The 21,653-nt window shown below is 45.8% G+C and carries 26 protein-coding genes; 25 read left to right on the top strand and 1 reads right to left on the bottom strand.

What is annotated here, in order from left to right; all coding sequences use genetic code 11:
* Window positions 1-166: 166 nt before the first annotated feature.
* The 20 genes from trpE to C8268_RS12380 all read left to right on the top strand — a co-directional run bounded on the left by trpE (window position 167) and on the right by C8268_RS12380 (window position 17,498).
* A complete protein-coding gene (gene trpE / locus C8268_RS12475; RefSeq protein WP_420094245.1) occupies window positions 167-1,723 on the top strand; it encodes an anthranilate synthase component I in 1,557 nt (518 codons plus the stop codon).
* Between the two features lie 25 nt (window positions 1,724-1,748).
* Window positions 1,749-2,789 (top strand): anthranilate phosphoribosyltransferase, encoded by a 1,041-nt coding sequence (gene trpD / locus C8268_RS12470; RefSeq protein WP_106767969.1) that lies wholly within the window; start codon window positions 1,749-1,751, stop codon window positions 2,787-2,789.
* Complete coding sequence (gene trpC / locus C8268_RS12465; protein WP_106767968.1) at window positions 2,779-3,576, top strand: indole-3-glycerol phosphate synthase TrpC; 798 nt, start codon at window positions 2,779-2,781, stop codon at window positions 3,574-3,576. The genes trpD and trpC overlap by 11 nt, the downstream gene beginning before the upstream one ends.
* A 24-nt stretch (window positions 3,577-3,600) precedes the next feature.
* Window positions 3,601-4,272: a phosphoribosylanthranilate isomerase gene (locus C8268_RS12460; RefSeq protein WP_106767966.1), complete on the top strand. Its 672-nt coding sequence runs from the start codon at window positions 3,601-3,603 to the stop codon at window positions 4,270-4,272.
* Entirely contained in the window at window positions 4,272-5,468 is a 1,197-nt protein-coding gene (trpB, locus tag C8268_RS12455) for a tryptophan synthase subunit beta (protein WP_106767965.1), read from the top strand. Before C8268_RS12460 ends, trpB begins: the two co-directional genes overlap by 1 nt.
* A complete protein-coding gene (gene trpA, locus C8268_RS12450; RefSeq protein ID WP_106767963.1) occupies window positions 5,465-6,289 on the top strand; it encodes a tryptophan synthase subunit alpha in 825 nt (274 codons plus the stop codon). Before trpB ends, trpA begins: the two co-directional genes overlap by 4 nt.
* Before the next feature lie 9 nt (window positions 6,290-6,298).
* Entirely contained in the window at window positions 6,299-7,396 is a 1,098-nt protein-coding gene (gene hisC, locus C8268_RS12445; protein ID WP_106767962.1) for a histidinol-phosphate transaminase, read from the top strand.
* Window positions 7,397-7,439: 43 nt separating this feature from the next.
* Window positions 7,440-8,546 (top strand): prephenate dehydrogenase, encoded by a 1,107-nt coding sequence (locus C8268_RS12440; protein WP_106767960.1) that lies wholly within the window; start codon window positions 7,440-7,442, stop codon window positions 8,544-8,546.
* Between the two features lie 505 nt (window positions 8,547-9,051).
* Window positions 9,052-9,645, top strand: a complete 594-nt coding sequence (locus tag C8268_RS12435) for an RNA polymerase sigma factor (RefSeq protein ID WP_106769933.1) — start codon at window positions 9,052-9,054, stop codon at window positions 9,643-9,645.
* Window positions 9,642-10,244 carry an anti-sigma factor gene (locus C8268_RS12430; RefSeq protein ID WP_106767958.1) on the top strand — a complete coding sequence of 201 codons (603 nt, stop codon included), beginning with the start codon at window positions 9,642-9,644 and terminating at the stop codon, window positions 10,242-10,244. The genes C8268_RS12435 and C8268_RS12430 overlap by 4 nt, the downstream gene beginning before the upstream one ends.
* Before the next feature lie 42 nt (window positions 10,245-10,286).
* The gene (locus C8268_RS12425) at window positions 10,287-10,877 is read left to right on the top strand and encodes a histidine phosphatase family protein (protein ID WP_106767957.1); all 591 of its coding nucleotides are present in this window, start codon (window positions 10,287-10,289) and stop codon (window positions 10,875-10,877) included.
* 220 nt (window positions 10,878-11,097) lie between these two features.
* Entirely contained in the window at window positions 11,098-12,228 is a 1,131-nt protein-coding gene (locus tag C8268_RS12420; RefSeq protein ID WP_106767956.1) for a hypothetical protein, read from the top strand.
* A 56-nt stretch (window positions 12,229-12,284) separates the two neighbouring features.
* Entirely contained in the window at window positions 12,285-12,791 is a 507-nt protein-coding gene (locus tag C8268_RS12415; RefSeq protein ID WP_106767954.1) for a gamma carbonic anhydrase family protein, read from the top strand.
* Window positions 12,792-12,815: 24 nt separating this feature from the next.
* Window positions 12,816-12,995 (top strand): IDEAL domain-containing protein, encoded by a 180-nt coding sequence (locus tag C8268_RS12410; RefSeq protein ID WP_106767953.1) that lies wholly within the window; start codon window positions 12,816-12,818, stop codon window positions 12,993-12,995.
* 95 nt (window positions 12,996-13,090) lie between these two features.
* Window positions 13,091-13,522, top strand: a complete 432-nt coding sequence (locus C8268_RS12405) for a DUF2487 family protein (protein ID WP_106767952.1) — start codon at window positions 13,091-13,093, stop codon at window positions 13,520-13,522.
* A gap of 158 nt (window positions 13,523-13,680) precedes the next feature.
* On the top strand, window positions 13,681-14,226 hold the full coding sequence (locus C8268_RS12400) for a QcrA and Rieske domain-containing protein (protein ID WP_106767950.1): 546 nt from the start codon (window positions 13,681-13,683) through the stop codon (window positions 14,224-14,226).
* 15 nt (window positions 14,227-14,241) lie between these two features.
* Window positions 14,242-14,913: a menaquinol-cytochrome c reductase cytochrome b subunit gene (gene qcrB, locus C8268_RS12395; RefSeq protein ID WP_106767949.1), complete on the top strand. Its 672-nt coding sequence runs from the start codon at window positions 14,242-14,244 to the stop codon at window positions 14,911-14,913.
* Between the two features lie 17 nt (window positions 14,914-14,930).
* A complete protein-coding gene (locus tag C8268_RS12390; RefSeq protein WP_106767948.1) occupies window positions 14,931-15,812 on the top strand; it encodes a menaquinol-cytochrome c reductase cytochrome b/c subunit in 882 nt (293 codons plus the stop codon).
* 135 nt (window positions 15,813-15,947) lie between these two features.
* The gene (locus C8268_RS12385) at window positions 15,948-16,577 is read left to right on the top strand and encodes a DUF1405 domain-containing protein (RefSeq protein WP_106767947.1); all 630 of its coding nucleotides are present in this window, start codon (window positions 15,948-15,950) and stop codon (window positions 16,575-16,577) included.
* Window positions 16,578-16,640: 63 nt separating this feature from the next.
* Window positions 16,641-17,498 (top strand): sporulation protein YpjB, encoded by an 858-nt coding sequence (locus C8268_RS12380; protein WP_106767946.1) that lies wholly within the window; start codon window positions 16,641-16,643, stop codon window positions 17,496-17,498.
* 115 nt (window positions 17,499-17,613) lie between these two features.
* Here C8268_RS12380 and C8268_RS12375 read toward each other — a convergent pair whose 3' ends face one another.
* On the bottom strand, window positions 17,614-18,492 hold the full coding sequence (locus C8268_RS12375) for a YitT family protein (RefSeq protein ID WP_106767945.1): 879 nt from the start codon (window positions 18,490-18,492) through the stop codon (window positions 17,614-17,616).
* A gap of 246 nt (window positions 18,493-18,738) precedes the next feature.
* Here C8268_RS12375 and C8268_RS12370 point away from each other — a divergent pair, with 246 nt between their 5' ends.
* Genes C8268_RS12370 through bshB1 form a run of 5 tightly spaced genes read left to right on the top strand, consistent with a single transcriptional unit; the run spans window position 18,739 to window position 21,614 of the window.
* A complete protein-coding gene (locus tag C8268_RS12370; protein WP_106767944.1) occupies window positions 18,739-19,068 on the top strand; it encodes a nucleotide pyrophosphohydrolase in 330 nt (109 codons plus the stop codon).
* A gap of 50 nt (window positions 19,069-19,118) precedes the next feature.
* Window positions 19,119-19,661, top strand: coding sequence for a tetratricopeptide repeat protein (locus C8268_RS12365; protein WP_106767943.1), 543 nt, complete (start codon window positions 19,119-19,121; stop codon window positions 19,659-19,661).
* Window positions 19,662-19,677: 16 nt separating this feature from the next.
* Window positions 19,678-20,481, top strand: a complete 804-nt coding sequence (gene dapB, locus C8268_RS12360; protein WP_106767942.1) for a 4-hydroxy-tetrahydrodipicolinate reductase — start codon at window positions 19,678-19,680, stop codon at window positions 20,479-20,481.
* A gap of 18 nt (window positions 20,482-20,499) precedes the next feature.
* Window positions 20,500-20,919, top strand: a complete 420-nt coding sequence (gene mgsA / locus C8268_RS12355) for a methylglyoxal synthase (RefSeq protein ID WP_106767941.1) — start codon at window positions 20,500-20,502, stop codon at window positions 20,917-20,919.
* Window positions 20,916-21,614 carry a bacillithiol biosynthesis deacetylase BshB1 gene (bshB1, locus tag C8268_RS12350; protein WP_106767940.1) on the top strand — a complete coding sequence of 233 codons (699 nt, stop codon included), beginning with the start codon at window positions 20,916-20,918 and terminating at the stop codon, window positions 21,612-21,614. The genes mgsA and bshB1 overlap by 4 nt, the downstream gene beginning before the upstream one ends.
* The last annotated feature ends 39 nt before the right edge of the window (window positions 21,615-21,653 follow it).

The following is a 21,653-nucleotide window of genomic DNA, read 5'->3' as shown; positions in this document are numbered from 1 at the left end:
TGTCGTACATACCGCATTTTATCTATTTTGAGGCATTGTTCATGTCCATATGGTTATATCATCTCTTGATCGCACTCTTTTTTTATATACTTATCGACCCAGACCTCTACTTTGGTAGAGGTCTTTTTTTGCATTCCAAATACATGAGGAAAGGGAGGGATTGGTTATGATAGCAAACCCATCAATGGAACAGGTTATCTCCATGGCCGGCCAGTATAATCTTATACCAGTCGCTGTGCGTCTGCTGGCGGATATGGAGACGCCGATCCGTATTTTTCAGCGGTATGCGCAGCGTGAACGGGCTTTTTTATTGGAAAGTGTAGAGGGTGGAGTAAAGTGGGCTCGTTATTCGTTCATCGGGACCGATCCTTTCCTTGTCATCTCCGGCAAGCAGGGTCATATTCAAGTGGAGATGAATGGTGAAACAACACGGCTTAAGGGAAAGCCTGTAGAAGAACTGAAAGCTTTGATGCGTTTGTACAAAAGTCCGCAGATTGGTGACATGCCTCCGTTTACAGGCGGAGCGATCGGATTTTTCGGCTATGATCTTCTTCAGTATTATGAAAAGCTGCCTGCCCACGCATTGGATGATCTGGGTATGGATGATATTCGGTTTATGTTTTGTGATCAAATCATCGTTTTTGACCATGTGAAGCAGCAGATTCTGTTGATTGGCAATGTGCATGTCAAGCCGGGCGATACCGATGCGGATATCCGGCAAACGTACAAAGATATGTGTAGAAAGCTGGAAGTTACAGCCGGACAGCTGAAGGAACAAGGGCCTCGCGAGAATGTAAATTCCCACGGAATTCCTGCTGATGTCGACCTTGGTGATATTCAGTCCAATATGACTAAAGAAAAATATATGGACAATGTAGAACAGGCGAAAGAATATATTCGGTCCGGTGATATTTTTCAGGTTGTTCTATCTCAGCGATTCCATATCAATACAGACGTTTCTCCGCTCCATGTATACCGGGTGCTTCGGACGATGAATCCATCTCCCTATATGTATTATTTGAAGATGGATGAAGAGATTATCGTGGGCACATCGCCTGAAGCTCTTGTCAAAGTGGACGGCAAACGGGTGGAGACGAGGCCGATTGCGGGAACACGTCCCCGCGGCACGGATGAAGCTTCTGATAGAGCGCTAGCTGAAGAGTTGCTGCAGGACGAGAAGGAACGGGCCGAACATTTAATGTTGGTTGACCTCGGTAGAAATGATCTGGGACGAGTGTCTGAGTTCGGAACCGTCAAATGCGATTCTTTTATGGAGATCGAGCGATACTCTCATGTCATGCACATCGTGTCAGCTGTATCAGGCAAAATGAGGGAGGATCAGGACTTTTTCGATGCGTTTCTCTCTTGTCTTCCTGCGGGAACGGTGTCAGGTGCGCCAAAGCTTCGCGCTATGGAAATCATCGCCGAGCTTGAACGGGAAGCAAGAGGGGCCTATGCCGGGGCAATAGGTTATCTCGGTTTCGGGGGGAATATGGATTCCTGCATTACGATTCGCACGATTATTTTCCGTAAGGGAAAAGCGTATGTTCAGGCTGGAGCGGGAATTGTGTGGGACTCTGTTCCGGAGAAAGAGTATGAGGAGACCGTCAATAAGGCAAAAGGGATGCTGAAAGCCATCCGGGCAGCTGAAATGATGTTCCCGCCGGATATTCAACAGGAGAGTGTCATTAACCAAGATTACCTGTACGAATATACACCTTGAAAATGAACTGGAGGAGGAGAGAGCTATGAACATATTGGAACCTGTACAATCCAGCATATCAAAATTGATTGAAGGCCGTGATTTGGAGCGCAGCGAAGCTAGGCAAGTAATGCAGACGATCATGGAAGGAGTAGCGACTCCTTCCCAGATCGGGGCCTTGCTGACCGCTCTTCGCATTAAAGGAGAGACTGTGGATGAAATCACAGGCTTTGCTGAAGCGATGCGAAGTTCGGGCGGACGTGTGATTACAGAACGCAGCCGGCTGCTGGACACATGTGGAACGGGAGGATCGGGCATCCATAAATTCAACATCTCCACCGCCTCCGCGATCATCTCATCCTCTGTGTCCGTTCGCGTGGCGAAGCATGGCAATCGCTCCGCTTCTGGACGTGCCGGCAGCGCCGATGTGCTGGAAGCACTCGGTGTAAATATTCATTTGTCAGCTGAACAGGCCAAGCGATGCCTGGATCAGATCGGGATCTGCTTCTTGTTTGCTCAAATCTATCATCCGTCTATGAAACATGCAGCGGCCCCGCGAAAAGAGCTTGGGGTGAGAACCGTGTTCAATATGCTGGGCCCGTTAACCAATCCGGCTGGAGCAGACCGTCAGCTTCTGGGTATCTATGACCTGAGCAAAACGGAAACAATCGCTCAGGTTTTGAAAGAATTAGGGCTGAAGCGGGCGCTGGTCGTTACGAGTCATGATGGATTGGATGAAATCAGCATTTCTGCACCGACCCGTGTATCCGAACTTCGCGGAGGCAGCATCCGTACGTATGACATTCATCCGCATGATCTGGGTTTACAGGTTCACCCGATGGAGTCCATTCTTGGCGGAGATGCTGCAGAAAACGCGTCGATTATCGGGAGCGTGCTGCAAGGTGAACGAAGTCCCTACAGAGATGTTGTTCTTGCAAACGCCGGAGCCTGCATCTATGTGTCGGGATTGGCGGACAGTTTGAAAGAAGGCGTAAGTAAAGCGGCCGAAGCGATTGACTTGGGGCTGGCGCAGGCCAAGTTGGAACAGCTCATTACCATGACGGAGGAATTAAGCTATGTATCTTGACCGAATTGTTGCGACTAAAAGAGTAGAAGTAGCTCAGCTTGAACGGTCTTTATCAGTGGAAGAAGCCTTGGACAACATATTCGCACTACCTACTACTCGCGGATTTATTGAGGCGCTGTCTACGCGGCGTAAAAGAGGGATGGGATTAATCGCTGAGGTGAAGAAAGCCTCGCCTTCCAAAGGATTGATCCGGCCGGATTTTGATCCGGTTGCTATTGCCAAGGCGTACGAAGCAGCTGGAGCAGACTGCTTGTCCGTGTTAACGGACGAATCGTATTTTCAAGGCAGCGGCAAGTATTTGTCGGCGGTTCGCGATGCAGTTAGTTTGCCGCTGCTTCGTAAGGATTTTATTATCGATGCCATGCAAATTTATGAAGCGCGACTGTTAGGCGCGGATGCCGTTCTTCTAATCGCCAGCATACTCGAACCGGATACAATTGCTGAATTTATATCCATTGCCTCTTCTGTAGGGCTTGACTGTCTTGTTGAAGTGCATAACTACAGCGAGCTGGACTCAGTCCTTCAATTAAAGTCGGCTCAGCTTATCGGCATCAACAACCGTAATCTTCACACATTTGAAACGTCATTAGGGACAACGGCAGAGTTGAGCAAAGAAATTCCGGGGGACGTTATTCTGATTAGCGAGAGCGGAATTTCGACCAGTGATGATATTTCTTATCTGTCCTCGCTCGGTGCTCAAGGCGTTTTGATCGGTGAGCATTTCATGCGTAAAGAAAATGTAGAGCAAGCAGTGATTGACCTGATGGGGCCGCTGCCGAAAAATTAAGCAAAGATTTAAGGAGTACACCAAATGTCAAAAACAGCCGTAAAAATATGTGGACTTCAAAGCGTTGAAGTGCTAAAATCGATGATAAACTTACCTGTGGATTATATCGGATTCGTATTTGCCAAGAGCCGTCGTCAAGTTACATCGAAGCAGGCTGCTGAGCTATCCGGCGTGCTAAAGCAGTGGAAAAGTGAAGAAATCCCCCGTTCCGTTGGTGTATTTGTTAACCCATCTTTAAAGGAGCTAGGGGAGGTTCTTCAATCGGTTGAACTGGATGTCGTGCAGCTGCACGGTCAAGAATCACCGCAATTTTGCCGGGAAGTGAAAGAAAGCTTCCCGGTTTCCATATTTAAGGCCGTGTCTATTCAAGCCGGACGTCCCCCAGAGGAACATGTAAACGAGCTTATGTTATATAGTGGATGTATTGACGGGCTTCTGCTGGATACGTATGACCCGGTTTACGGGGGCGGGTCTGGCAAGACTTTTGCCTGGGACATTATACCGATCTATCGGGATTGGGCAAGAGCTCAAGGTTTTCCTCTATTTGTGGCGGGCGGTTTGGAACCATCGAACTTGGATCGATTATTAGCATTATACGACCCGGATGGCGTAGACGTATCCAGCGGGGTGGAAAGCGCTCCGGGTGTGAAAGATATAGAAAAAGTGATAGCATTCGTGGAAAGGGTGAAGCTCTAATGACATTGTTACCTGATATAAACGGTCGTTTTGGCTCCTTTGGAGGAAGATTCGTACCGGAGACGCTGATGAACGCGCTGATCGAGCTGGAGGAACAATATAAGCGATATGCGGATGATCCCTCGTTTAAAGAAGAGATCGAATATCTTCTCAAGCAATACTCCGGGAGGGAAACTCCGCTTTATTATGCCGAGCGTCTGAGCAAGCATCTTGGTAAAGCGAAGATTTACTTGAAGAGAGAGGATTTGAATCATACAGGAGCCCATAAGATTAACAATGCTATTGCTCAGGGTGTTCTTGCAAAGAGAATGGGAAAAAAGAAAGTCATTGCGGAGACGGGTGCAGGACAGCACGGAGTTGCGGCCGCAACGGTTGCAGCATTGCTCGGTCTGGAATGTAAAGTGTTTATGGGTGAGGAGGACACCAGACGTCAGCAGCTGAATGTCTTTAGGATGAAAATGCTGGGGGCGGAAGTGGTACCTGTTACATCCGGCAGCAAAACGCTGAAGGATGCTTGTAACGAGGCCCTTCGATATTGGGTCAGCAACGTGGAAGATACATTTTATGTGCTCGGTTCGGCGGTTGGTCCCCATCCTTATCCGATGATGGTTCGTAATTTCCAGCGGGTCATAGGCGATGAGACGCGCCGTCAGATGATGGAAAGCGAGGGCCGGCTTCCAAATATGATTTTTGCGCCGATTGGTGGGGGAAGCAACGCAATCGGGATGTTCTATCCTTTTTTGGAAGATAAGGAAGTCGCTCTTGTCGGCGTTGAAGCGGCGGGCAAGGGAGTAGATACGGAACATCATGCGGCAACGATGACCAAGGGAACCAAGGGCGTATTTCAGGGATCTATGAGTTATTTGCTGCAGGATGAATACGGGCAGGTAAAGGAAGCCCACTCTATTTCAGCTGGACTGGATTATCCGGGTGTTGGTCCGGAGCATTCTTATTTGAAGGATATCGAACGAGTTCAATATGTTCCCATAACGGATCAGGAAGCACTTGAGGCGCTTCAGCTGCTCTGCAGAACTGAAGGTATTATTCCTGCGCTGGAGTCAGCTCACGCCGTAGCTCAGGTGGTCAAAATGGCATCCAGGTGGAGTGAAGATGATATTATTGTAATTTGTCTTTCAGGACGCGGTGATAAAGATGTGGAGTCGATTATGGCCAATATGGGAGGTGAAGCGTTATGAACCGGATAGATGCTGCGTTTGAACGGTTAAAGAAACACAATGAAACAGCACTGATTCCTTTTCTGACTGTTGGTGATCCGAGTGTTGAACTAACGCTTGATATCATTGCCGAGCTCGAAGCGGCGGGGGCGGACATGATTGAGCTTGGAGTCCCCTATTCTGATCCACTTGCAGACGGACCGGTTATACAGCGAGCATCCCAGCGGGCGTTGACAGGGCATGTTACTCTGCGAACGTGTATGGAGACGGCTTTACGGGCGCGGGAAGCTGGCAGTAAACTTCCGTTTATTTTGTTCACTTATGTTAACCCTGTTCTTCAGATGGGGGTGGATGCATTCTTTGACGAGGTTGTAAGACATGATATCAGCGGTCTGATTATACCGGATTTGCCCATAGAAGAGGCAGATGAAATCAAACTGCGGGCAAAGGCGACCGGAGTACACCTGATTCCGCTCGTTGCACCGACTTCTCATGAACGGATTGCCAGCATTGTAAGCGACGCGGGCGGGTTTATATACTGTGTATCTTCACTGGGGGTAACAGGAGAGCGTTCGGATTTCTATGGCCAATTAAATGATTTTATAGAGACGGTGAAAAAGTACAGCAAAGCGCCTGCGGCGATCGGCTTTGGAATATCAAACAGGGAACAGGTGGCCAGATTGTCAGAGATTTGTGACGGTGTAGTTGTGGGAAGTGCCATTGTGCGCACAATTGAAGAGAAAATTCCGTTGCTTGAGCAGGAAAGCACAAGAGAAGAGGGACTTTTGCACATCCGTCAGTTTGTGTCACAATTGAAAGGAACTGAAGTATACGAAAGGTGAGTTGTAAACATGAAGCCGAAAGCGAATATTGTAGATCTTCCGGTATATCAGCCCGGAAAACCGATTGAACAAGTAAAGCGTGAATTTGGACTGAGTGAAGTCATCAAGTTAGCCTCTAACGAGAATCCTTACGGTTGTTCCCCTCATGCGAAGGAGGCGATCGTTGCTGAACTTAGCAATTTGAGCATGTACCCAGATGGGAGTGCGTCTGAACTGTCAGAGGAGCTTGCTTCCTTTATGGGGGTAAAGAAGGAGCAGATTATATTCGGATGCGGCTCGGATGAGATTATTGCACTTATTACGCGGGCCTATCTTGAGCCTGGCGACGAAACGATCATGGCTGACCAGACCTTTTCTGTATACAAAAGCAATGCCGACATTGAGAAGGCTGTAAGCATTGAAGTGCCTCTGGCCGACGGAACCCATGACCTTGATGCGATGCTGAACGCTGTTACCGATCGAACTAAAATCGTATGGATCTGCAACCCAAACAACCCGACCGGAACAATTATTTCAGAAAATGAGCTTCTAAGGTTTATGGAATCTGTACCTAAGCATGTGATGGTTGTGTTGGATGAGGCTTATTCAGAGTTTGTATTGGACCCAACGTATCCAAAAAGTTTGAAACTGCTTGATCAATATCATAATCTCGTTATTCTAAGAACTTTTTCCAAAATCTATGGTTTGGCTGCGCTTAGAATCGGATATGGCATCGGCCAGGCAGATGTCATTCAAATGATAAATCAGGTCCGTGAGCCGTTTAATACAGGACGCCCGGCTCAGGCGGCTGCAAAGGCAGCGCTTCGGGATCAGAAGTTTGTCGATGACTGCCGGCAAAGAAATGCGAAAGGAATTATGTATTTGCAAAAAGAATTCGACCGAATGGGGCTCCGTTATTTTCCGGCACATGGGAACTTTATTATGGTGGATGTCCTTACTTCGGGTCAGGATGTGTTTCAATCGCTGTTAAGCAAAGGAATTATTGTTCGTCCGGGCTTTGCTCGTTATCCTAGCTATATTCGGGTCAGTGTCGGAACACCGGAACAGAATAAAATGTTAATCCATGTACTGGAACAGGTTCTTCGTGATGTGAAATCAACGGTCTAACAAAAAAATTACGTATATTTTGAAATGAGTGAGAGAGAGAATAATGGCAGATAATACGACAACAAACATTGCAATTTTTGGGGTTGGACTCATCGGAGGGTCCTTGGCACTTTGTTTTAAGGGGAAACCAGGCATAACCGTTACCGGTTATGCCCATACCCGCGAGTATGCGGATCAGGTGATCGCCCGGGGTGTTGTCGATCAGGTGACATTATCGCCGGAGACAGCGGCCCGGGATGCTGACTTTATATTTTTGTGCGTTCCGGTCGGCAGCCTGGAATATTATATATCTCTTCTTAGTGAGATGGAGCTGAAACCAGGCTGCATTATAACCGACGTAGGCAGCACTAAGGCAAGCATTGTCGACTGTGCTGAAAGACTCGCTTTAAAGAATGCCTACTTTATCGGTGGGCATCCGATGGCAGGCTCCGAGAGATCAGGTGTTAATGCGGCTTCAACGCTGTTGTTTGAGAATGCATACTATGTGTTGACCCCGGCAAAAGATGTGCCTGCGGACAAAATTGAGGCTCTCAAAAACATACTTGCTTATACCCGCGCACATGTTGTCACGCTGGAGCCGCGGCTGCATGATCAAATCGTCGGAGCGATCAGCCATCTTCCGCATATTATTGCTGTAGCCCTCGTGAATCAAATATGCGCATACAACGAAGAGAATTCGTTGTATCAAACTTTGGCCGCTGGAGGCTTCCGTGATATAACACGAATTGCATCCAGCGATCCTGTCGTATGGCGAGATATTCTTCTGAACAATCGGAATGTCATCATGCAGCTGCTGGTTGATTGGAATAACGGGATCAAGCAGTTTATAACGATGTTGGATGGTCACGATGGCACCGCTCTCGAAGAGGCTTTTCGCCGTGCAGGAGAATTCCGGAGCGAGCTGCCTGAAAGACGTAAGGGTATCATTGTTTCGCAGTATGATTTGTATATAGATGTACCCGATCACCCTGGAATCATCGGCCGGATTACGACCGAGATTGGACAGAAAGGGATCAACTTGAGCAACATTCATATCATCGAGAGCAGAGAGGATGTTCCCGGTGTGATGAGACTATCCTTTCGTCATGAAGACGATCAGGAGCGGGCTAAAGATCTGCTTCAGTCACTCGGATATACGGTATATCACTAATAAAAATTTTAATTTTTAAAATCCAGAAAAAATTACTTTATTTGTGTTGACAAAATGAAAACGGATACATATAATGAAATTACAGTATGGTTTCTCTCCACTCCTATCCAATAATTGCACATGTGTGCGACCGCCTTCTCTTTTGAAGGCGTTTTTTTTTGCAAATTTTTTTTGTAATGTCATATTTAGCTTGAATTTTTTGAAAAAAACGTTTCTTTATCGTTTTAAAAGGATACTGAAGGCGTTTTTTTGTATCGATATTTAAAGATGCTGCATGAAGTGGGAGTGTCATGAAAATCTATCAAACTGGTCTTTTCCCCAAAATATGCTACAATGATAGAGTAGAATTGTAGAAGATTTGGGGAATATGCCAATTACATAGAATAGTCTGACGTCATACGGCGTAATATATATGGTTTACGGCAGCTTTGTGAATCCCTGATCAAGAAATAATTAGAGATCTACGGGGGGAGACGCACAGATGGCGAGGGAGGACAACAATCCTATGACGGATTCCCAGTTGATATTCGAGATCAAACAGGGAAACATTGATTTGTACTCAGAATTAATGCGAAGGTATCAACGAAAGATATTAGCGTTTGTATATCATATGTTAAAGAGTTCCAATATGGAGTCGTTGGCAGAAGATTTATGCTCAGAGACATTTTATAAAGCGTTTCGCAGTTTGCACTCATTTCGCGAGGTAGATGCTTCGTTCTCGACCTGGCTTTATACGATTGCACGCAACACGGTTCTTAGTGAACTTCGAAAGCAGCGCGGCGGCACTTTACCTTTGGAAGAAAGCGGAATTGTACCCGTTGCTCCTATGGAAATTGCTCCTGAACAAGCGATTCTTCGCAGTGAGCGGGTGAGCTTAGTCCGAGAAGCGATTAACCGATTGCCGGAGAAACAGCGCTCAGCACTTATTTTGCGTGAATATGATCAATTGGAATATCAAGAAATTGCAGACATTTTGGGACAAACCGTCAGTTCGGTTAAATCCTTATTATTTAGAGCGCGAGGAAGTGTAAGAATACAGCTTGAACCTTATTTTTCAGAGCCGATTTATGCGGAACTCGAAGGGATGAGCAGCAGATGAATTGCGATGAGGCCCAGAAGCTGATGGAGTATGTCTGGGATTTGCCTGAACATGATCTGCGGCGAAGCAGGCTGAAGCAGCATATCCAGACATGCGGTTCATGTGCGATGGAATACGAAATGTGGGAAGAGAGTCTAAGTATTGTTCAGGGATTCAAATATGACGTCTCGGAAATCAGAGCCGAAAATATAAACCGAAATGTGATGGATCGTATTTATCGGGATTTTCCTCGGCTTGTTGAAGAGAATGAGAAGAAGAGAGCGGTAGGGCGTTCATTCCGTAAACGATCCAAACTTTTGATTTCCGGTTTTGCTGCTTTGTTTACCAGCAGCTTTTTATATTTTGCGATGAGGGGCAATACGAAACCACAACCTGAAGAGCCGGTAACGGGAATTTTGCCAACCGGCGTGGCCGGAAGCGATTCGATCGTCACAGATGTTCAGCAGTATAATATTCCGGGAACGAACAGCGGCATTATTGATCCATTGGTAGTTGGGATGGACCCAAGCCAGCCGCAGTACTGGATGATTTTATCCATTTTGGGCATTGGCGCTGCCTTGTTTTTCTTAATGAGACTAAATCGGGCTGTAAGGCGATAATGTTATAATGCTTAGTAATAAATAGCAGGAAGGAGCTCTAGGATGCTGATCGGCTTTATACGTCATGGTCTGACCGATTGGAATGCACTTGGTAAAATTCAGGGACAGACCGACATTCCGCTGAATGAAGAAGGCAGGCGGCAAGCTCGTTTGCTGGCCGAACGATTGCTGCAGGAACCGTATACATGGGATTTTATCGTTACCAGCGGTTTATCACGTGCGGAAGAGACGGGCTCGATTATAGCCTCCACGCTCCAGATTCCCATGCTTGAGCCTGATGCTCGTCTGCGGGAGCGGGCGTACGGTCAATTGGAGGGGCTAACAGCTTCCGAACGCGAAACAAGGTATGGAAAGGAATGGAGGCTGCAGGATTTGGGTCAGGAGAAAGACCCAGAGCTTCTGGCAAGAGGGCTGGAGTTTCTGGAGGACATGTCGAACAGATATCCCGAAAGCAACATGCTCGTTGTCAGTCATGGAGGTTTTCTAGCCCAATTGTATGGATCGCTGTATAAGGACCGATTGATCGAAAGGATCGGGAATCTGTCGATAACTATACTGGAGAAAAAAGATGTGGATTGGGTCCCACGCTTGTTTAACTGCACGAAACATTTAATGGAGAAACAAACGGATTAGACAACTCATCCTGCTTTAGTCTGACTTGTGAAAGAGGCTCTTATTGCGAGAGGCTCTTTTTTTGATGTCCCAATTATTTATGTAAAAAAGAAAAAAAGTTGTGATTCAGATGTTTACAATGGACACAATCCGTTAAAAATGTGGACAACAGCACGTTGGAACATGTATCAATTGGGCTGAACATCCCCATAATGGTAGTAAAACGATGAGGGCGATGAAGATGAATCTAGCGGATATGCTCACGTATGCCGACATTGGCCAATTAAGCAACATAGCGAACTACTATGATTGTGATTGCAAGCGGAACTCTAAGCATGATCTGATTCAGGGCATCTTGATCAAGCTTGGCCGGAGGGACTTTCTTGAGGAACAGGTTGCAACGCTTTCCGAATCTGATCTCCGGTTTTTGAACAATATCGTTTTTGATGCCCGCAGCGGTTACAGTCTGGAAGAGTTAACGGCTATGATCCGTCATGCTTCTGAGGAAGCGGCGGAACAAAAGGAAGCGAAGCTGGCAAAGGCGGAAAGCCCTAGAGAAGCTGTAGCGAGATACCGACGAAGCGGCTGGTTATTTAACGGTTTTACTCACTCGACGAAATATACTTTTCAGGTACCGTCTGATCTAAAACATCGTTTTCGGGATGTGCTCGGAGCAAAACTGCAGGACAGAATAGAGCATGTTTCAGATCCAAATGTTTATAGAGATGAGCAAGGTCTGGTTTCAGCAGATATGCTTCTGTTCTTGAAATATGTCGAGGGGCATGAAATCGAGCTTAATGCAGAAGGTTTCATGTACCGGCGGTATCAGCAGCAAATGATGAGTTCGCTTCACATTACAGAGCAGCTGATTTCCAAAGGGACGTGGAGATTTGGTTATGGAAGGTCCTGTAAGGAATATCCAGACCGATTAGCGCTGCTTTATGATTACGCCTATGCGCGCCAATGGATTAGGGAAACGGGCAACCGACTGGTTCTATCCGAGCGGGGAAAACAATTCCTTGATGAAGGAATTGAAGTTAGCGTGATACATATATTCCGCTTTTGGTTAAGACTTTATAAAGGTGCCGTTCCTAACTTGTCCTCCCTCGTATATTGGATAGGTCGATGTGCGCAGGATTGGGTTACGATGGCCTCTCTTTACGAATCGCTTGGATGGCTGATCCGTCCCTTTTATTACGATACACCGCAAACGATCTTGGATCAGCGAGTGATCCGGATGCTCATGCATTTGGGAATGCTTCGTATCGGGGAAAGCGAGCAATATGGTATGGTCATCCGAATGACGGCATTGGGTTTAAAAGCGGCTGAAATGTGTCTACATATCAGCGATTCCGAGGATTTACTCCATTGACAAAACAAGGTTCAATTGCTACAATCACTCCCACAACTCAAAGGGGTGATTCCGTGATGAATTTTGAGTACAAAGGGATTTGGCCGACAATACATTCTTCTGTTTATGTTGCGGAAGGTGCAAAAAATATCGGAGATGTCACGATTGGAGCGAATTCAACGGTTTGGTTTAACGCTGTGCTCAGAGGTGATCTGGCTCCCATTATAATCGGTGAAAGATGTAATATTCAGGATGGAGTGGTTGGGCATGTTAATACAGAACAGCCACTGATGGTTGCTGATGAAGTGTCAGTTGGTCACTCGGCTATTATTCATGGGTGTACGATCGGTAAAGGATCGCTCATCGGGATGGGGGCCATTGTGTTAAACGGTGCTGATATTGGAGAGTTTGCTTTAATTGGTGCAGGATCTGTTGTCACAGAAAATAAAATTATCCCGCCTTACACGCTTTCACTTGGCACACCTGCTAAAGTTATTCGCGAGTTAACAGAAGAGGACTTGCTTCGAATGAAGCGGACCATGGAAAGCTATGTGCTGAAGGGGAGAGAATATAGGCAAATTTAAATTTATGGTTGGAGGTGCATCCTAATGGATAAAATGAAGGTTACTTACGAAGTCATGTTAAGTCTGGCTGCGGAGATGGTATGGGACGAAGCATTGCGTAAACATCGAAGTGAAGAGCTTTACAGAGAAATTGACGAAGCGTTGGCTTCAGGTGATGAGTTGGCTTTCCGAAACCTGACGGATGAACTGAGGACTTTAAATTAATTGGAAGAAATGCTTATGCATTTCTTCTTTTTTTTGCCAAAACAAGTTATAATGGAGAAATAAAGCAAAGTAAAGGAAAGGAAAGTATATACAGGATGAAATTCAGTGAAATGGATGAACAGACATGGTCCGAGCTTCAAACGTATTTTGATACATGCCTGATACCGTATACCGGTTTGACAGGAAGGGAAACACCTTGGGAAGTTACCGCCTCATTGGAGCGGCTGCGGGACTTTATGGATTTGGTTGAAATACCCTTTAAAGGCAGAGTTATTACATATCCGGCATTGCAGTACGGAGGACCTTCAGTCACACAATTTCTTAACGACATCTGTCAAAAAGTCAAATCTATTGGATTTATTTATGCGGTTGTGATCACAGCTGACCATGAGCTCGAGATCAAGGATATTCCTGAAAGCGCATTAGTTCTTTCCCGGCCTAGGCTGATGGCAGATGATGATCTGCAAATTTCCACAGCTGTAACGACGCTCATTCGTGAGATGTGGGAGAAAGAAGACAAACTGTAATTGTGACAAAATATCGACAATTTTATAGGAAGTAGCTGGAAGTGGAGGGTATTTCACCATCCAAATTCTTGACGGTCTGAATCGCCTAATATATTATAAATTGTGATATTTATCATTGAAAACACTTTATATGGTAGACAAAGGGGGTTGAACACAGAATGAGCCATAACCATAACGAGGAGCATGAAGAGCTGCATAAACCACCCCGACGGAAAGAAATGTCCCGCAGACAGTTTCTGACTTATACGTTGGGCGGCGCCTCTGCTTACATGGCTGGTGGAGTCATATTACCAATGCTCCGGTTTGCCGTGGACCCAATCCTTCAGGATAGAGCAGAAGGGGCGTTCGTTAAGGTAGTTGAAGTAAGCAAAATTACCAATGAACCGCAGGAGTTCAATTTTGAGCTGAAGCAGCAGGATGGCTGGTATTCCAGCAAAGCTTTATTAACTGCCTGGATTCGAAAGACCGACAGTGGAGAAATACTTGCGCTTTCTCCAATCTGCAAACACTTGGGCTGCTTGGTCGGATGGAACAATAACAAAAACTATCCGAACGAATATCACTGTCCATGTCACGGCGCTCGTTATACATCTGATGGAAAAAACCTCACTGTTGCACCTAAGCCGTTGGATATGTACACCGTTAAAGAGGAGAATGGCTGGATTTATCTTGGTGAAATCGTAGCAAATACCGTTGTGAAATAGGAGGCGTAGATTCGGATGTTGAAAAATGTCTACAGTTGGATTGACGAACGTCTTGATATCACGCCGATTTGGAGAGACGTTGCGGACCATGAGGTTCCCGAGCACGTTAACCCCGCACATCATTTCTCCGCATTTGTTTATTGTTTCGGCGGCTTGACGTTTTTTATTACGATCATTCAGATTTTGTCAGGGATGTTCCTGACCATGTATTACGTACCGGACATTATAAATGCTTATAACAGCGTAGAATATTTGCAGACACAGGTAGCATTCGGTCAGATTGTCCGCGGAATGCACCACTGGGGAGCAAGTTTGGTCATTGTCATGATGTTCTTACATACACTACGTGTATTCTTTACCGGTTCATATAAAGCACCTCGTGAAATGAACTGGGTTGTGGGAATGCTCATTTTCTTTGTTATGCTGGGACTCGGTTTAACCGGCTACCTCCTTCCTTGGGATAACAAATCTTATTTTGCAACCAAGGTTACGTTGGAGATCGCCAATTCCGTCCCTTGGATTGGGCCGATTATCAAAGAGCTGCTGCAGGGTGGTTCGATCGTAGGTGCTGAAACGTTAACTCGTTTCTTCGCTATTCACGTGTTCTTCCTTCCCGCAATCCTGCTCATCTTGCTGGTAGGGCATTTTATTATGATCCGTAAACAGGGGATTTCCGGACCACTATAAGAGAAGGGAGGATAATTATGGCACACGATCAAAAATCTGAAGAAAAGGTAGTATACGTAGGCGATTCCCGCATACGCAAAAATACCGGGTTTGTCACACCTGCCGACTATACGTCGTATCCCGGAAAGTCGGAAGCGTTTATACCGAACTTCTTGTTGAAGGAATGGATGGTAGGGGTTGTCGTACTGGTAGGATTTCTGGTGTTGACGATTGCAGAGCCTCCGCCGCTTGGTTATCCGGCCGATCCGGGTGCCACGGTTATCCCGATGCCGGACTGGTACTTTCTGTTTTTATATGAATATTTGAAGCTTCCATATGCATCCGGTGATTATATCGTGCTAGGTACGATCGGTGTTACAGGGGTCGCCTTTGGAGCTCTTCTGTTGGCCCCTTTCCTCGATACCGGCAAAGAACGGCGCTTTTACAGGCGGCCGATCGCTTCATCTTTAATGTTGCTCTCGATTGTCGCTATCGTGTATTTGACCAATTCAGCATGGACTTCTTACCAGAAAGAGCTGGCGGCGACAGGGCAAAAGCCGGAGCATATACAGCGCGAAGAGGAAGCGCTTGAAAAACGTGCCCAGGGACTTCCTACATCCAACGCAAAGCAGCCTGAATCCGAGACGGTTGCGATCGTAGATAAGGATAATCCGGCGATGGAAGTATATAAAAAAGCAACATGTATCACATGTCACGCCGCTGATTTAAACGGTCAAGGCACTAATCCTTCCCTGCTCGGTGTTGGAGACAAATATGATAAAACGGCCATCGCTGATATTATCAAGAACGGTAAAGGGGGAATGCCCCCAATGTATGAAAACGCAACTGCCGCTGGTGTGACCGATGAAGAACTGGACCAACTTGCCGAATGGCTTGCCAGTCAGAAAACTGCAGAGTAAAATAATGAAGAACCTGATCGTATCCTACGGTCAGGTTTTTAAAATGTAAGAAAACATATTTTTTTACTCGGCTGTGCTCAGGCTGAGGGTTTTCGGCCAACTTTATGTAGGAAGAGTGGAACAGGAGGTCGCAGATTGTCTATTACATATTTATGGAGCCGGGAATTTTTATCGAAAAGATCGATCATATGGCTTTTATTCATTAGCAACGCACTTGGTACGGTTTATGGCTATATCTGGTATGGTGGGCAGCTGTACACAACCATGATGGAGCAGCCCTTTTGGCTGCTTGTATTTGTGCCAGATAGCCCGACAGCGAGTTTGTTTTTCAGCTTGGCACTGCTTATGCTGTTATACCCTCCCAAACAATTAGCGGGAGAACTGTTCCAACAGTTGATTGAAGCCTTGGCTGTTGTTACATCCGTAAAATACGGAATATGGGCTGTCGCTATTATTTTTGCAGGGGTTTCACAGGGCAGTGAGATGGTGTGGCAGGATTGGATGCTCATTGCATCGCATACGGCCATGGCTGTTGAAGCTCTAATCTTTGTGAAGCTGTTCCATATCCGCTCGTCAGCTCTTGGGGTAGCCATAGCCTGGACGCTTCTTAACGATACGATCGATTATACATTCGGTGTATTTCCGTACTTGCCGTTACCACTGTATGATCATCTGGGGAAAGTTGAGATTTTCACGTTTGGACTTACCTTTTTTAGCGGGTTCATGGCCTGGATCGCTGTTAAACGGTCTTATTTCAGATCTTAAGCGTAGACGAGTTGTTCTAGCGTCTTCCCTTCTGCCATACATTATGGATAGGAGGGATGTCCTATGTTACGGATTCTAGTTCAATGGTCAGCGGGAATATCCGCTTTTTTCTTACTGTTCGGACTCGGTTATGGAAGCATAGTTTGGGGAAGCTCGGAGCGAGCGGAAGATCAGACTTCTCCGGCTGCCTCCATTCAAGCGAAGGCATTAAATCGTGAGGTAGAAACCTTGTACAGGTTAGTTGAAGAAGGTAACTTGCAGGGCGCGTATGAGTCATTAAGACGGGTTGAGAGTTTGTTCGAGTCCTCTTCTTTTCAGGGATTGGTCAGTGTGGAAGGCATTCACGTGTTGGCTGAAACGATATTAGAGATGAAAGAAAGATCCGCTGTAGCGAAGCTGGAGCCGAAGCAATGGATGATGTCAGCCGGGAAACTACGGCTTGCCGTTGACAGTCTTACCCATCCGGAAGATGGCATTTGGCTTCAATATTATAAAGTGATTCGCGAAGACCTCCAGATGATGGGACAAAGTGCAGCCAAGAATGATCATGCAGGGGTTAAGAAGGCATATGCTAGTCTTCAAGATCATTACGAACTGATCCGTCCGTCCCTGATCATACAGCGTAAGCCCGAAGACGTATCTATGATTGAATCCTGGCTAACCTATGCTGAAGGGGTAGTATCCAAGCCTGATCTGGCAAAGGTAAGAGAGATTGTGCCACAAGGTGAAGAGATGATCAATATGCTGTTTGGCAAGAAAAAAGATGAGCCGGCCTTGGCCTCATTGGATGAGTTAGAGGGGCCATGGTTTGGTCAACTGCTAATTCCAGCTTTTATCCTAGCAGCACTAACCTTTGCTGCCTATCGCAAGTACAAGGGACACAAAAATAAATTTCATCCGCTATTTCCTAAAAAATTATAAAATTAGCAGGCTGCTAAAAGTGAAAGTAAACTTTCGATTGAGTTATATTAACCATTCGGGTTCTTTCACGAGCAGTCTGCTTATTTTTATTGTTCAACTTTAAGACGATATATTTTTATGCCTGTTCCTTTTGGAATCCTTCCCCATGAACATCGCTAACATCGTTAATAATAATGAAGGCACTCGGGTCCACAGATTTTGCAATTTCAATCAGCTGACGGATTTCTTGCCTTGAAACGACGCAGTAGATCATTTGTTTAGCCTGTTTGGAATAAACTCCAATCGCTGGAATCAGCGTGACTCCGCGTTCAAGCTCATGCGTGATGCGATCGGCCATTTGCGGAGCTCTGTCACTAATGATTGTGAATGCTTTGGCGGCATAAGCGCCTTCTTGAATGAAATCAATTATTTTGGAAGTAATAAATACAGCAACAAGCGTATATAGGATTTTATCTAGTGGAATAAACAACAAGGATAAACCAAGAATGATAATATCGAGCGCTAAAATAACCTGCCCCATGCTGTACCCGAATTTACGGTTGAATATCCGTGCGATAATATCGGAGCCTCCGGTCGTGCCTCCGAATCGGAAAACGATCCCTAAACCGGTTCCCAAGGTTACCCCTGCATACAATGCGACGAGAATATAATCCTGCTCGGTCTGAAACGGAACAATCCAGCCCTGATTGATTAATTTTTCAATAAGCCATAGAAAAAATGTTAACGATACGATTCCAAGTCCGGTATAGAACGATTGGCGAACGCCTAAAATTTTCACCCCAAGCAAGAACAGTGGAATATTGATCAATAAAGTAGACAGGGATGGAGGAATTTGAAATGCATAATTCAAAAGCACGGTAATTCCTGTAACGCCGCCTTCCATCAGATGGTTGGGGATAATGAAAAAGAGCAGGCCAAACGCATAAATGGCCGTACCTAAAACAATTGGAATTACCTTTTTTATAAACTGGTTCATCAATCTGGATGTTTTCATAAAATCGAATCCCTCGCTAGTATATTCAAATGATTCATTGACTTAACTTTAAGATTCGGTTCTTTCGCAAAGGATATACCTTTTTTCAAAACAAAAGTTGAATGAAAGAGGATGAATGATCTGTTGTTGCACATCTAAAAAAGATTTGTTTTCAATTCGGCTTTGCGATAACATAGTTGTAAAACGTTGCCGGTTATTTTTTTATGAATAATCGAGACATACTCAATTAGGAAAGGGGTGCCAAATATGGAGAAATCAATGGCGGAAATGCAGCGTGAAGTTGACCGTTATATATCACAATATAAAGAAGGCTATTTCAGTCCGTTGTCCATGATGGCGCGAATGTCGGAGGAAGTCGGAGAGCTCGCTCGAGAGGTAAATCACCAGTTTGGAGAAAAGCCTAAACGGTCGGATGAAGCTGAAAATTCGATTGAGATGGAGCTTGGAGATATATTGTTTATTACGATATGTTTCGCAAATTCGCTCGGGATTGATTTGGCGGAAGCTCATGCCAAGGTCATGCATAAATTCAACACGAGAGATGCTGACCGCTGGACCAAATTAAACACGGATTAGGCTTTCAATACATATGCTGTACCAAAACCCGCTGCGGGGAGGGACAGCCAGTGAAACCGGACGATTATATCCAAAAGGCTTACCGCTTTATTTTACAGAATGATTTTGAAGAAGCACTTCGTTGGTTTGAAGCAGCGATCGCTGCGAATCCAGGGGATGCAGAGGTTCATTATCGCTGCTCTATCACATATGGCCGCAGCGGCAAGCTGGAACAGGCCATTCAGCACGCCGAGAAGGCAGTGTATCTTCTTCCTGAGAAACCGGAATATCATCTGCATCTGCAGCATGTAAAAGCTTTAAGGCTTGTACAGCAGGCGAGAAAGATGGTTGAAGGAAAGAGCAAGCCTGTGCCTTCTGAGCTGTACCAAGCCGTATCGCTTTTAAAGTCTGCGATATCCATGGACCCGCTATATTCAGAAGCTTACGTTTGGCTTGCTTTAGTATACAGTGAACTAAACGAACATCCGCTGGCGATCGCCACTTTAAAAGAGGTTATCGGCTTGTATCCACAGGAAAGCGGACTCCAACATATAATGGAAGAATTGAAAAAACGATTGAAATCATACTTGCTCGATGATCCTACAACTGACTGAGTGGAGGAATGTAAAAATGTCAAAATCTATCCGCGTTGCGGTCGTCGGAGCTGGCGGCCGCATGGGCAAGGAAGTCGTAAAGATGGTACTGCAGGACCCTGAACTGGAGTTGGTGGCTGCTGTGAGTCTGAATGATAGCGGTACGGATGCGGGCACGTTAGTCTCCCTTCCGGCTTGTGGATTAACGGTGACCTCTGATTTGGAAATGGCTCTCGTTGAGCATAAGCCTGACGTCATGGTTGATTTTACAACGCCACAATCGGCTTACACGAACACTTCATTAGCTATTAAACACGGGGTACGTCCGGTTATTGGAACGACGGGTTTTACGCCCGAACAAATCGAAGAGTTGGACAAGCAATGTCAGTCTCGGGATATCGGCGGCTTGATTGCTCCCAACTTTTCTATTGGCGCTATTTTGATGATGAAATTTGCTGCTCAGGCGGCTAAATACTTACCTCATGTAGAAATTATTGAGACACATGGAGATCAGAAGCTGGATGCTCCATCAGGAACATCGATCAAGACGGCGGAAATGATTGCAGCCAACCGTGAAGAGATACGGCAAGGAAACCCGAAGGAAGAAGAGATGATTGAAGGAGCCAGAGGCAGTTATTACAATGGATTTCGGATTCATAGCGTGCGTCTTCCGGGTGTTTTTGCTCAGCAGGAAGTTATCTTTGGTGGTTATGGACAGAGTCTGAAGATTAGACACGACTCTTATGAACGCGCTGCTTATATGCCTGGTGTCAAGATGGCTGTTGAAAAAGTAATGGGCTACACAGGTTTGATTTATGGCTTCGAACACTTCATCGATTAGAGAGAAAGAGGAGACGACATGAAAATTGCATTTATTGCACATGACCGCAAAAAAGAGGAAATGGTAAACTTTGTCATCGCTTATGAACAAGTTTTCAAGGAGCATGAACTGTATTCGACTGGTACGACCGGAACCCGAATTATGGAGCAGACGGATTTACATATTCATCGTTTTTGTTCTGGACCGCTTGGCGGAGATCAACAGATCGGAGCGCTCGTTGCTCAAAACGAAATGGATCTCATCGTCTTTCTTCGCGACCCGCTGATGGCTCAGCCTCACGAGCCGGACATTAGTGCGCTTCTTCGTCTTTGTGATGTTCAAGGAATACCGCTGGCAACCAATATCGCCACGGCCGAAATTCTGGTTAAAGCCCTCAAGAGAGGTGATCTGGCCTGGAGAGAGCTGGTGCATAAATATAAGCCAGGCACAGAACTATGAGCAAGAAGCTGGATATCCTTATTTTCGGTGCCCATGCGGATGATGCCGAGATCGGTATGGCAGGCACGATATACAAGCACACTTCAGCTGGCGTTTCGGTTGGCATCTGTGACCTAACCAAAGCGGAGCTGTCGTCTAACGGTACGGTTGAAGAGAGACAGCGGGAAGCGGACAAAGCCGCTAAGGTATTAGGCTTATCGGTTCGAACCAATCTGGGCTTGTCTGATCGCGGGTTATTTATAACGAAGGAAAATATCGAGAAAATTACAGCCGAGATCAGAAAATATTCCCCTTCGATCGTGTTTGCTCCATATTGGGAGGATCGTCACCCCGATCATATAGCTTGCAGCAAACTGGTTGAAGAAGCGGTATTTAATGCAAAGCTTCGTCACTATATGCCAGAGCATCCTCCAGTAAAGGTGGACGAGCTGTTCTATTATTTCATTAATGATCTGGGCAAGGTCGATCTGATTGTGGATGTCTCAGCTGATTATGATAAGAAGGAAGAGGCACTTCTGTGCTATTCGTCTCAATTTACAAAAACAGATGATCATTCTGTCTCAACGCCGTTAACAGAAGGGTATATTGAACGGGTGCGTGCTAGGGACGCTCTGCTGGGGCAACGGAAGCTTATCTCTTATGCGGAGGGATTTGCGACCAAAAGTCCGCATATTGTTCAACTATTTATCTCTTAGGAGGCATAATATTAGACATAAGCGATCGGAAGGAGGCCA

Origin of the sequence: Paenibacillus faecalis, assembly GCF_900289175.1 — a bacterium.
Taxonomy (GTDB): domain Bacteria; phylum Bacillota; class Bacilli; order Paenibacillales; family Paenibacillaceae; genus Paenibacillus_AQ; species Paenibacillus_AQ faecalis.
Note: the sequence above shows the minus strand (reverse complement) of the source record. Positions and strands in the feature narration are given on the sequence as shown.

What these genes read in the sequence shown, in the direction of transcription:
- trpE (WP_420094245.1), top strand. Translation starts at nt 167, where the DNA reads ATGATAGCAAACCCATCAATGGAACAGGTTATCTCCATGGCCGGCCAG.
- trpD (WP_106767969.1), top strand. Translation starts at nt 1,749, where the DNA reads ATGAACATATTGGAACCTGTACAATCCAGCATATCAAAATTGATTGAA.
- trpC (WP_106767968.1), top strand. Translation starts at nt 2,779, where the DNA reads ATGTATCTTGACCGAATTGTTGCGACTAAAAGAGTAGAAGTAGCTCAG.
- C8268_RS12460 (WP_106767966.1), top strand. Translation starts at nt 3,601, where the DNA reads ATGTCAAAAACAGCCGTAAAAATATGTGGACTTCAAAGCGTTGAAGTG.
- trpB (WP_106767965.1), top strand. Translation starts at nt 4,272, where the DNA reads ATGACATTGTTACCTGATATAAACGGTCGTTTTGGCTCCTTTGGAGGA.
- trpA (WP_106767963.1), top strand. Translation starts at nt 5,465, where the DNA reads ATGAACCGGATAGATGCTGCGTTTGAACGGTTAAAGAAACACAATGAA.
- hisC (WP_106767962.1), top strand. Translation starts at nt 6,299, where the DNA reads ATGAAGCCGAAAGCGAATATTGTAGATCTTCCGGTATATCAGCCCGGA.
- C8268_RS12440 (WP_106767960.1), top strand. Translation starts at nt 7,440, where the DNA reads ATGGCAGATAATACGACAACAAACATTGCAATTTTTGGGGTTGGACTC.
- C8268_RS12435 (WP_106769933.1), top strand. Translation starts at nt 9,052, where the DNA reads ATGACGGATTCCCAGTTGATATTCGAGATCAAACAGGGAAACATTGAT.
- C8268_RS12430 (WP_106767958.1), top strand. Translation starts at nt 9,642, where the DNA reads ATGAATTGCGATGAGGCCCAGAAGCTGATGGAGTATGTCTGGGATTTG.
- C8268_RS12425 (WP_106767957.1), top strand. Translation starts at nt 10,287, where the DNA reads ATGCTGATCGGCTTTATACGTCATGGTCTGACCGATTGGAATGCACTT.
- C8268_RS12420 (WP_106767956.1), top strand. Translation starts at nt 11,098, where the DNA reads ATGAATCTAGCGGATATGCTCACGTATGCCGACATTGGCCAATTAAGC.
- C8268_RS12415 (WP_106767954.1), top strand. Translation starts at nt 12,285, where the DNA reads ATGAATTTTGAGTACAAAGGGATTTGGCCGACAATACATTCTTCTGTT.
- C8268_RS12410 (WP_106767953.1), top strand. Translation starts at nt 12,816, where the DNA reads ATGGATAAAATGAAGGTTACTTACGAAGTCATGTTAAGTCTGGCTGCG.
- C8268_RS12405 (WP_106767952.1), top strand. Translation starts at nt 13,091, where the DNA reads ATGAAATTCAGTGAAATGGATGAACAGACATGGTCCGAGCTTCAAACG.
- C8268_RS12400 (WP_106767950.1), top strand. Translation starts at nt 13,681, where the DNA reads ATGAGCCATAACCATAACGAGGAGCATGAAGAGCTGCATAAACCACCC.
- qcrB (WP_106767949.1), top strand. Translation starts at nt 14,242, where the DNA reads ATGTTGAAAAATGTCTACAGTTGGATTGACGAACGTCTTGATATCACG.
- C8268_RS12390 (WP_106767948.1), top strand. Translation starts at nt 14,931, where the DNA reads ATGGCACACGATCAAAAATCTGAAGAAAAGGTAGTATACGTAGGCGAT.
- C8268_RS12380 (WP_106767946.1), top strand. Translation starts at nt 16,641, where the DNA reads ATGTTACGGATTCTAGTTCAATGGTCAGCGGGAATATCCGCTTTTTTC.
- C8268_RS12375 (WP_106767945.1), bottom strand. Translation starts at nt 18,492, where the DNA reads ATGAAAACATCCAGATTGATGAACCAGTTTATAAAAAAGGTAATTCCA.
- C8268_RS12370 (WP_106767944.1), top strand. Translation starts at nt 18,739, where the DNA reads ATGGAGAAATCAATGGCGGAAATGCAGCGTGAAGTTGACCGTTATATA.
- dapB (WP_106767942.1), top strand. Translation starts at nt 19,678, where the DNA reads ATGTCAAAATCTATCCGCGTTGCGGTCGTCGGAGCTGGCGGCCGCATG.
- mgsA (WP_106767941.1), top strand. Translation starts at nt 20,500, where the DNA reads ATGAAAATTGCATTTATTGCACATGACCGCAAAAAAGAGGAAATGGTA.
- bshB1 (WP_106767940.1), top strand. Translation starts at nt 20,916, where the DNA reads ATGAGCAAGAAGCTGGATATCCTTATTTTCGGTGCCCATGCGGATGAT.